Origin of the sequence: Leptothoe sp. PORK10 BA2 (assembly GCF_034932105.1) — a bacterium.
Taxonomy (GTDB): Bacteria; Cyanobacteriota; Cyanobacteriia; order Phormidesmidales; family Phormidesmidaceae; genus Leptothoe.
Genome location: NZ_JAYGIG010000176.1, coordinates 1 through 8,755, shown reverse-complemented (window position 1 = coordinate 8,755; position 8,755 = coordinate 1). Strand labels below are relative to the sequence as shown.

The window sequence follows — 8,755 nt, the reverse complement described above, 5'->3', positions numbered from 1 at the left end:
CACTGAGTTTGATGCGACCCTTGGGCTTGCTCAAGGAGGTTACCAATTCCTATATTTGGATTACGCTAGCTGATAATCTCTGTAACCTGGGAAAACTCTCTAATTTTTTAAGCCTGAGTAGTTACAAGCACCTGTTTAATTCCCTTATTAACTGGTTTCGATTGGCCAAATTAGTTAAGTCATCGTGGGTGGCATCGTACTTGAGTCGCTTATTTATTTCTTCTAGGCGAAGCTGGGCGTTACGCAGTTCAGTGGTTCTTTCCTTCACTAAGTTCTCTAGTTCCCGCTGGTGTAAATTCGCTTGGGCAAGACGTAAGCTGGATTCATGCTTTAAATCTTCGTACGCCTGCTTAAGTTTCAACGACGTTGACTTCACCGACTGTTCAAGAAGTTCGCGATTGGCCCTGAATTCTCTGATTGTTTGATCTACGGCTAAAACAAAATTATTCCAGCCTTCAAGACTAGGAACTGCATTAACCACTACGCCTTGCCGACGCATGAGTCGCTTAAGCATGCAGCTTAGCTCATTAGAACTTTCGTCGGGCAAGGGGTTGATAGACATAGTCGATCCCTAATACTCGCGTATTAAACCTATAGTAATAGTCTCATTGTAAACATGCGGGGGACCCGATGATGTGGTTGAGATTTCTCCAAAAGCATACATCCCGATTTGATGAATCCCGTGCCCCAATCCATCATGAGCGAGAGTCGCTTCTTCACTCGTCTTCCCAAGCAACACAGTACGTCGGCCAGCACAGCTCACACAAATTGCTAGGGCGTTGTTCTGCGGCAAGATCGTTTTGCTACGCATGCGCTCAATGGCTTCGTCAACACCATCGAGAATTTCGTCTTCCGTCGTGGTCATTACTTGAACCATCACACCTTCTGGAATATCGCCAGCCAATTCAATCGCACCAGATGCTTCATCCACGCTATTGACGTCGCGAACGATTTGCATTTCGAGACCCGGCAACCGAACGGTTAGGGGGTAGCGAGTAGACGACTCCCGTAAACCCAATCCGATGTCTTTGCCAACCTGCCGCTGGTAAACATCTTTGGCGGGTTCACCATCGAGTTCGAATAATGTCCTACCGGACGTTCGTGTCGCTTTACATTCCACTCCAATCAATCGCCATCCTCCTCCGGTTGCTCGTGTCAGTTCCACCGTATTACCAACGAAACCAACTGCACATGCGTGGAATCGCTTGAGTTTGCCGTCACAAAACATCCATGTATCGTCAAGAGTATGCCCGCTGGCCAGACCGCCGGCAATGGTTACATTCGGCGGCAACATTTCCTGTAAGCCTTTCACCAAATCTGTTGCTTCCGTAGTTACGCCATCGGAAAAAATAAGAACTCCTTTTAGATCGGCATCGGCCAGCTGTTTGCCAATGTGTTGGCCTGCTGTTCGAGACTCTTCAAATGCTTGGACTGGTGCACAGGAATATCGAATTTTTGTATGATTGAAACGGATAACACCTACGGAGATAGCTCCTTCGAGCAATGCTCCATCACAGATCACAACCGGTGTACTGCAACCGATAATCTTCGATTGCGGAAAAGCATTGCTGAGTTCTTCTAATGGCTCCAGTGAGGTGCAGTATTCATGCGCAGCGAACACCACAACAAGAGTGTTTTCAGAATCCAAGGCTGGAAATGGCTTGGACCAGCCACTGGTCAAGTCGTAGCTCAACGTCTCGGTAATCTGTTCTTCGATGTCTAAATGTGAAATTGTTCTCATTGCTAAACATGTCGGAAGTAACCGATCCCATGAAAAGGCTTACTTCTATTGAATAGGCAGTTTATGAAAATGGCAAGCTATTGTTTACAGCGTGTTGGCTTTGGTGGTGGCGATTTGAGCCAAAAAATCGTGGAGACAGAGATGCCGTCGCAGATCTTTGGAGCAGAAATTTTCTTCATATCGCCCGCGATAGAAAACCGGCCTAAGAAGCACCTAGAGCCGGTTAGCGAGCAAATTTGACTCAAACTCCACACTTATCGTACCAAGGTTGCCTGAGCGACTAGGTTAGGAGCCTGGACCGAGGTCTGATCTAGCGGCTGGGCCACTTGCTGGACTATTGGTGACACCGCGTTGGTAACATTGCCTTTGATTTTGATGCGCCCAATATCCCGATTGGTCAGGGCATTCCCCTAAAATTGAGTGCTGACTTTTCCCTAGGCGGGTAAACGCTCATAGGTCTCGGGGTCAGCCTTGAGAATAAAGGTGTTACCGTATTGAATGACGTTGCCGGTAATCTGAATCGGATCGGCCACTAGGGATAAAATCCGATCGTTGACGGCTTTGCCTTGGGTATCGGAGAGCAGAAAATAGAGCGCCTGACCACTTTGGTTTTGGGCGCGAAACACCGGCGGCACCCCGCCACTGATGCAGCGAATGGCGCAAGCGCGATGGGTTTTGGTGCGTCCGGGTTTCATGATGCCGGGATAACATTTGCCATCGACAATTTCGCCTGCGATCGCAAACTTACCCAAAGAAACCGACTGATCGGGGAGGGAGACAGCCCCAGCGGGAGCGGCAATCGGTTCTGCCGATCGAGCGGCTAACATCCCATAGTGATTGCGGCTAATTAAAATACCATTGAGTTTGACCCACTGCCCCGCCTGCTCCATGATCTTAGGTAGGGGCGAACGTTTATTCGTTCCAGACAGAGGATAGACCGTAAAGTTGTTCTTGGCAGCATCTGGTACCAGCAAATGAGGAGCAGGCTCTGCCACCAAAAATCCTTCAAAAACCTTGGCTCCTACAATTTTGCCAGAATTTGCCTGCTCGAAGTGCAACGACGGAGCAATCATGGCTAGCCCCAAAACCGCCAACACTAACAGCGGCACAAACCACAGCAAAAAACGCCTGATCGAGGGCGGTAACGGGGCATACCCAATATAAAAATCATCACGTCCAGTCATGGGAATCTCTCGTTTGGTTAAAGGTTCAACAGCGTAGAGCTCAGAATATCGATCGCAAAATTAAGCACCGACCACCGCTGGTTCAACGTAGGTACCAGGTGGATTAGGCGTTGAGTTCACCCAGATGCGATCGCCTACCACCTTGAGCGCAAAGGTTGGCACTTTCTCGGTAAAAGGAGGGGGCGAGGCACCATTGGCAGGATGGTACTGATAGCCATGCCAGGGGCAAGTAATACAACCATCGACCACTTTACCTTCGCCAAGGGGGCCATTTTGGTGCTGACACACATTCGAGACCGCCGAGAGTTTGCCATCGTATTTAAAAATTGCCACCCGTTCTCCTGCTAAGGTGACAATCTTGGCCCGATCGGCGGGAATCTCACTAACACTGCCGACATCGATAAATCCAGCTTGGTCAGGAACCCCCAACGGCGCATTGTCTAACCGAGCTTCCCGCAGGGCCGTCAACAGATGCAGCCCCACAATCCACACCAAACTAACCCCAACCGCCACGGTCAACAGGGGATGTTGATTTGTTTCTAACGGCCCCAAAATCACATGGACTACCACCAGGCCATAGGCCAAATAAACCCCCATGTGCAGGGCTTTCCAAATCGGGGCAGTCAAATTCACCAGCCAGAAGTCGTGGCTAGTGGCTGCCATCACCAGAAAAATAACTAACGCAGCCGCGCCTAGGGTTTCAAAGGGAAAGCGACTCAAATCGCCATATTCGGTATTGCCCACAAACAAACTCACCCAAGGCTTCAAGTTGCCAAAGTCGTGATACCAGGTCAATACCCCATCTACCTTATAGGGCAAAGCGGGCAACTTTAAGCCAATGGCATGGATCAATGCCAAAAAAAACATGGTTACGCCCATATGGCGGCGATTGAACAACAAAGGCATAAACCGTTTGTCTAAGCGAGTCAAAGGCCCAATCGACAAAATCACATTCAACAAAATAAACGCCGCCGAGCCATAGGCTCGAATGCTAATCCCCTTGAAGTCTAGCCCTGGCCCCATTTTGCTAGCAACGGTCATAAAAATAGCCAGATAAAGACCAACCGTTGTCAGCAAAATCGCATCGTAGACAAGCTTTTGACGGTTCCACTGAATCGACTTGTAAGCAACACTCATATCATTACAGAAGTAGGTGGATTTTGAGCAATTACGACCGCCTTCATTCCTGCTGCAAGAAAGCGGCAATCAGATTCTCTTGAGTAGCAGGCAATTCAGCTTGTTGAAACAAGGCTTCAGCTGGCTCAGAGACTGGCCCATAAACGGGCCTGAAGAGAACACCAACAATAAACAAAAGCGGCAACACAATAGCGAGCACTATGGATGACCACAAATGAGCCTTACGGCGAGAAATCAGCACAACAATCTCCTAAATCAGGATTACAATTAGCGGGAAGCTCAAAGTCAAGCGCTGCCCTAGGGAGCAAACTTAGCCGCCAGACGATGGGCATTTTTTTCGGTTGGGTGTTGTCGCCCTTGGACTAAGCGCACAGCGAACAATGGCCAAAATAAACTCACCCCCGGAATAATGATTAAGCGAAACAAGGGAGCCAGTCCCCTAGCCGCTGGATCAGTGCGCTGTACACCAAACAGGGAGAAAAATATGGCAAAAATTAACCCCGCAATCCAATACACTCGCACCAGTTTTAAAAACCATTCCACCAGAGAAATCGCCATAGGATTCATACTTTCAACCTGCCTTCCAGAGAAAACACCATTCTTCCGAACATCGATTTAATCAGATGAAGAACTAACCATAGCGACACATAAAGGCAAGGGAGTCACTTCTGTGTGCGCTCTGTGAGTTTCCATAGGAAAATCTCAATGTCCTGTCAAACTTAAACCAAAAAGCTGAGCAGGCCCTTAAAAGTACATTAAGGGTTATGTATCTATTAGTTGCTTTACGATAGCGCTACTTATCTAAGTCGCCTAATGATTAGTCACCTTTTCGGATACGGTATTGGCATTGACTTAGAGGGCAATCTGTCTCTGGGGTGAGCCCTGCTCGAGGATCTGCTCAAGCCCCACACCGTTGCTAAGTATCGTCAAGCGTTCACCCCGTCTCGTACTAAAGCGGCCCCCAACGATCAACCGCCGCAACAACGTAAAATCGTTCCTTCAAATCTCTCTTACCAGTACTTTTAGAGCAGTCGCAGAAAACTCAAGGTTTCAACTTGGACGTGATTTAGAAGCTTCTCCAACAGAGCCTCGTTTTGTCGCTCGTTCATCGGTTACAGGTTCATCGGTTACCTTGAATTCTCTATTTTGTAAAGATTGCATGATCTGACAAGGCGGATTAATGGGTAAACAAACTCACATTCTATAATCAGGAAATGCTACATAGCGGAGTGTGGACGCATTCGTATGCCGTATGCCGCAACTCGGCCTGTTGAGAAAGTAAAGGGTGCACGCCAATTCTCTGTATTTTAGCCAAGTTAAAAACACGTTAACTCTAACCAATTCCCTATTATTCTCTGAAGGAGACAGCACCTGTGAGCCAAACACTTCTCTATAATGGGGCGCTAAACAGTACACCCGCTCAGCAAAACTGGTTAGCTTATTCGGCAGTCGGTGGTGTCCAACAAACTCAGCAGCCTGGGTTTACGAACCTCAATACTTCACTGCTGGGGCAACCGGGTGGGGGTGGATATAGCAACCATAAGCCCTCGGCTCCGACTTTAGTAAATGGGGCATTTCCGGAATTGAATCGGTCAACAGGCTACCAGTTAAGTCTACGGCTGCGGCTGAATAGTGAAAATCATAATGGAAGCGATCGCAACGGAGATGGCATTGCCGATCGCGCCGGGTTATCGCTTACGGCTATCAGTAGCGATCGCAAAGGCATTGAACTGGGCTTTTGGACTAATGAGATCTGGGCACAACAGGGTGGAAGCGGCTCGACGCTCTTGACCCATAGCCCTACAGAGCGGGCTTTTCTCTCAACTCAAACCTGGACAGATTATACGGTCTTCGTCTTGGGCGATCGCTACTATTTATCGGCAAATGGTGCGGTGGTACTTCAGGGCGCTTTGAAGGATTACAGTGCCTTTAATAGTGCCGCTTCCGGGTTACCCTATAACCCTTATACAACAGCTAACTTGTTTACTTTGACAGACAATAGTAATAGCGCCTCGTCAAATAGTGATATCGCCCGGTTATCCGCAACAAAAGCTGGCTTAGGAACAGCCAATAACGATACCTTGAACGGCTCTGCCATTGATGATCTGCTCAATGGTTTAGGTGGCAATGATGAGATCTCTGGCTTGGCCGGAAATGATACATTGATTGGCGGAAACGGCAATGATCGGTTGAATGGGGGCAGTGGTTTTGACCTGTTGCTAGGGGGCACAGGGAGCGATCGCTTTATTTACAACACAAATGCAGCCTTTACTTCAGCCGCTATAGGAATTGATACGGTTGTTGATTTTTCGACCCTATCCGATAGAATTATCTTGGATAAAACAACCTTTACAGGGATCGCAAGTCAGGCTGGCAATGGATTTAGTACAGCCTCGGATTTCGCGATTGTCAGCTCAAATGAGGCAGCAGCGGCCAGTTCAGCTCGAATTGTCTACAACACAGGCAGTGGTGGTTTGTTTTACAACCAAAACGGTGCAGCAGCGGGTTTTGGCAGTGGCGCGCAGTTTGCCACACTCTTGGGTGAAAGTGTCAGCACCGCAACCTCATTACTCTCCGCATCGAGTTTCATCATTCAAGCGTGAAGCCCTAACGATTCTCACACCCAAAGCTTATCCACGCCCAAAACTGTAATTTTTCTGGTCGAAAATATGGTTGTTTCTACAAGTAGTAGTTACAACAACCGGGACACCAAGCAGAGTCGATTAGGAAAGTGGGCAGCCATTGCTGAGCACTCCAGCTAAATGGTGCCCTCCATTATTCGCTCTCCCGAAGGTGTGAGTGGGGCCTCACGAGCGTCGATCGTCACAAATAGCCCAGTGGCTTTGACCCCTTTGGGCGGGGTTTCAGGTGGCGTGAACCGCACAAACACAGACCCCTCCGAATTGGTATTGAATTCACCGCAATAGAGGACTTCACCATTTTCCAAGGATAACCACATGCGATAGATCTGCTCCGGAGGCACGGGTGGCAGGTTCCCGAGGGAAATAATCACCTCTTGCCAGCGACCGGGCGTAAACAGGAGAGTACCAGAAGCCTCGGAGGCTTTGCCGTTGAGGGAAATAAGGCGACTGTTGGGCTGTTGCAGGATGGAGGCTACCCGATCGATTTGATCATTTTGGGCAACTTGGAGTTGTTGACGTAATCGAAAATTGTCGAGGATGAGGGATACGGTTGCAAGGGTGAGTAGCCCAGCCAACACTTTGAGCAGTCGTCTCGTCGATCGTCTCGGCTGGAGAAGCTGTTGCAGTTCTGGAGCGGACACGATTGCCTCCCGCAGAGCAGGAGGAGGTTCAACCACAGGCAGCCCCTGTGGGAGCAATGCAAAGCTGGCTTGCAACGCATGAATTTCTTTCAGCAAATCAGGATTATCTGCCACCAACTGCTCCAATTGCTCAATTTCTTCAGCAGTCAGATCTCCCAATACATACCCTGGGACTAGCATTTTTTCGTCATCTGAAATCGGCTTTGACATTGGTTTATCCCTCATGAACCGCATCCCCTAGTTGCTGTCTTAGTTCCATTAAGCCTTTTCGAGCTTTTGTTTTAACTGTACCCAGGGGAATGTCTAACTGTTGGGCAATTTGTGAATGACTCAACCCCTGATAAAAGTTCATTTCTAAGATTTGACGCTGCTGGTCTGAAATCTGGGCAAGGGCGCGTTGCACGACTTCTTGCTGTTCTACCAGCGACACTTTTTCTAGCGGTGTTGCGGTCGATCTGGCTTCTGGGGATGACCATTGTAGCCGTTGCAAAGAGCGTTGATAAGCGCCATAGCTAGCTAGTCGGTTTAGGGCACGCGATCGCGCCATCATGCAAAGATAGACGCTTAGGGTGGCCCGGTTGGCATCGAACTTCTCTTGCTTCCAAAAATTAAGAAATATATCCTGAGTCAAGTCTTCTGCATCGGAGGGCTGTTTGAGGATTTTGAGGGCAACCGTATATACCAAACTGCCATAGCGATCGTAAAGGACGCCAAGGGCTTGTTTAGATCCAGATCTCAGGCTGTGAATCAGCTCGATATCCGATGAATCAGTGGAAAGACGAGCCATGGTGGGTAAGGTCGGCGTTTGCTGATATTCTATATGAAATCCGCTATCGTCGAGAGAATAACTTCGCCATTTACCTCAGCGGCGTAAAGAAAAATACACCGCTGAGGCCCATGGAACTTAGACCTGTACGAAAGCTCCTGCATCCAGTGTGGTGGTGTTAACGCCGGTTAGGGTTGCCAAAGTTTCTTGGCCAAAGAGAATGGTATTACCCACAAAGCTCAGATCGCTGAAGTTGATCCCTCCGGCGATACCGATAACGTCAACGCCAACTTGGAAATCGTGGATAGTATCCTCACCTTCTCCTTGTGCCAGGACGAAGATATCGCTACCATGTCCACCGATTAAAAGATCGGAACCAACACCGCCTCGGAGCAAATCGTCTCCGTGACCACCCACTAGGATGTCTGCTCCAACGTCTCCATAGAGGGAATCGTGTCCTGAATTACCAAATAGGCGATCATCACCAGTACCGCCCCTAAGCAGGTCGTCACCACCCAGGTAACTACTCAGGCTTAAAAAATTAGAGAGTTTTCCCAGGTTACAGAGATTATCAGCTAGCGTAATCCAAATATAGGAATTGGTAACCTCCTTGAGCAAGCCCAAGGGTCGCATCAAACTCAGTG

The 8,755-nt window shown here is 48.7% G+C and carries 9 protein-coding genes and 1 pseudogene; 1 reads left to right on the top strand and 9 read right to left on the bottom strand.

The window, feature by feature from the left end; translation table 11 throughout:
- Positions 1-121: 121 nt before the first annotated feature.
- The 6 genes from VB741_RS25470 to VB741_RS25445 form a co-directional block, all read right to left on the bottom strand.
- On the bottom strand, positions 122-562 hold the full coding sequence (locus VB741_RS25470; RefSeq protein WP_323368037.1) for a hypothetical protein: 441 nt from the start codon (positions 560-562) through the stop codon (positions 122-124).
- Positions 563-571: 9 nt separating this feature from the next.
- Positions 572-1,741 (bottom strand): FIST signal transduction protein, encoded by a 1,170-nt coding sequence (locus VB741_RS25465; RefSeq protein ID WP_323368036.1) that lies wholly within the window; start codon positions 1,739-1,741, stop codon positions 572-574.
- A 434-nt stretch (positions 1,742-2,175) separates the two neighbouring features.
- Positions 2,176-2,925, bottom strand: coding sequence for a hypothetical protein (locus VB741_RS25460; RefSeq protein ID WP_323368035.1), 750 nt, complete (start codon positions 2,923-2,925; stop codon positions 2,176-2,178).
- 60 nt (positions 2,926-2,985) lie between these two features.
- A complete protein-coding gene (locus VB741_RS25455) occupies positions 2,986-4,062 on the bottom strand; it encodes a Rieske 2Fe-2S domain-containing protein (RefSeq protein ID WP_323368034.1) in 1,077 nt (358 codons plus the stop codon).
- 43 nt (positions 4,063-4,105) lie between these two features.
- Positions 4,106-4,303, bottom strand: a complete 198-nt coding sequence (locus VB741_RS25450) for a hypothetical protein (RefSeq protein WP_323368033.1) — start codon at positions 4,301-4,303, stop codon at positions 4,106-4,108.
- 56 nt (positions 4,304-4,359) lie between these two features.
- A complete protein-coding gene (locus VB741_RS25445) occupies positions 4,360-4,620 on the bottom strand; it encodes a hypothetical protein (RefSeq protein WP_323368032.1) in 261 nt (86 codons plus the stop codon).
- Between the two features lie 815 nt (positions 4,621-5,435).
- Between VB741_RS25445 and VB741_RS25440 the strand changes: the two genes are divergently transcribed.
- Positions 5,436-6,665 carry a calcium-binding protein gene (locus VB741_RS25440; protein ID WP_323368031.1) on the top strand — a complete coding sequence of 410 codons (1,230 nt, stop codon included), beginning with the start codon at positions 5,436-5,438 and terminating at the stop codon, positions 6,663-6,665.
- A 155-nt stretch (positions 6,666-6,820) separates the two neighbouring features.
- Here VB741_RS25440 and VB741_RS25435 read toward each other — a convergent pair whose 3' ends face one another.
- The 3 genes and pseudogenes from VB741_RS25435 to VB741_RS25425 all read right to left on the bottom strand — a co-directional run.
- Entirely contained in the window at positions 6,821-7,555 is a 735-nt protein-coding gene (locus VB741_RS25435; protein WP_323368030.1) for an anti-sigma factor, read from the bottom strand.
- Positions 7,556-7,559: 4 nt separating this feature from the next.
- Positions 7,560-8,132: a sigma-70 family RNA polymerase sigma factor gene (locus VB741_RS25430; protein WP_323368029.1), complete on the bottom strand. Its 573-nt coding sequence runs from the start codon at positions 8,130-8,132 to the stop codon at positions 7,560-7,562.
- Positions 8,133-8,249: 117 nt separating this feature from the next.
- A pseudogene (locus tag VB741_RS25425) lies at positions 8,250-8,755 on the bottom strand (hypothetical protein); the annotation flags it as partial.

Coding starts and splice junctions, on each gene's coding strand:
- VB741_RS25460 (WP_323368035.1), bottom strand. CDS start 2,925: ATGACTGGACGTGATGATTTTTATATTGGGTATGCCCCGTTACCGCCC.
- VB741_RS25430 (WP_323368029.1), bottom strand. CDS start 8,132: ATGGCTCGTCTTTCCACTGATTCATCGGATATCGAGCTGATTCACAGC.
- VB741_RS25435 (WP_323368030.1), bottom strand. CDS start 7,555: ATGTCAAAGCCGATTTCAGATGACGAAAAAATGCTAGTCCCAGGGTAT.
- VB741_RS25455 (WP_323368034.1), bottom strand. CDS start 4,062: ATGAGTGTTGCTTACAAGTCGATTCAGTGGAACCGTCAAAAGCTTGTC.
- VB741_RS25470 (WP_323368037.1), bottom strand. CDS start 562: ATGTCTATCAACCCCTTGCCCGACGAAAGTTCTAATGAGCTAAGCTGC.
- VB741_RS25465 (WP_323368036.1), bottom strand. CDS start 1,741: ATGAGAACAATTTCACATTTAGACATCGAAGAACAGATTACCGAGACG.
- VB741_RS25445 (WP_323368032.1), bottom strand. CDS start 4,620: ATGGCGATTTCTCTGGTGGAATGGTTTTTAAAACTGGTGCGAGTGTAT.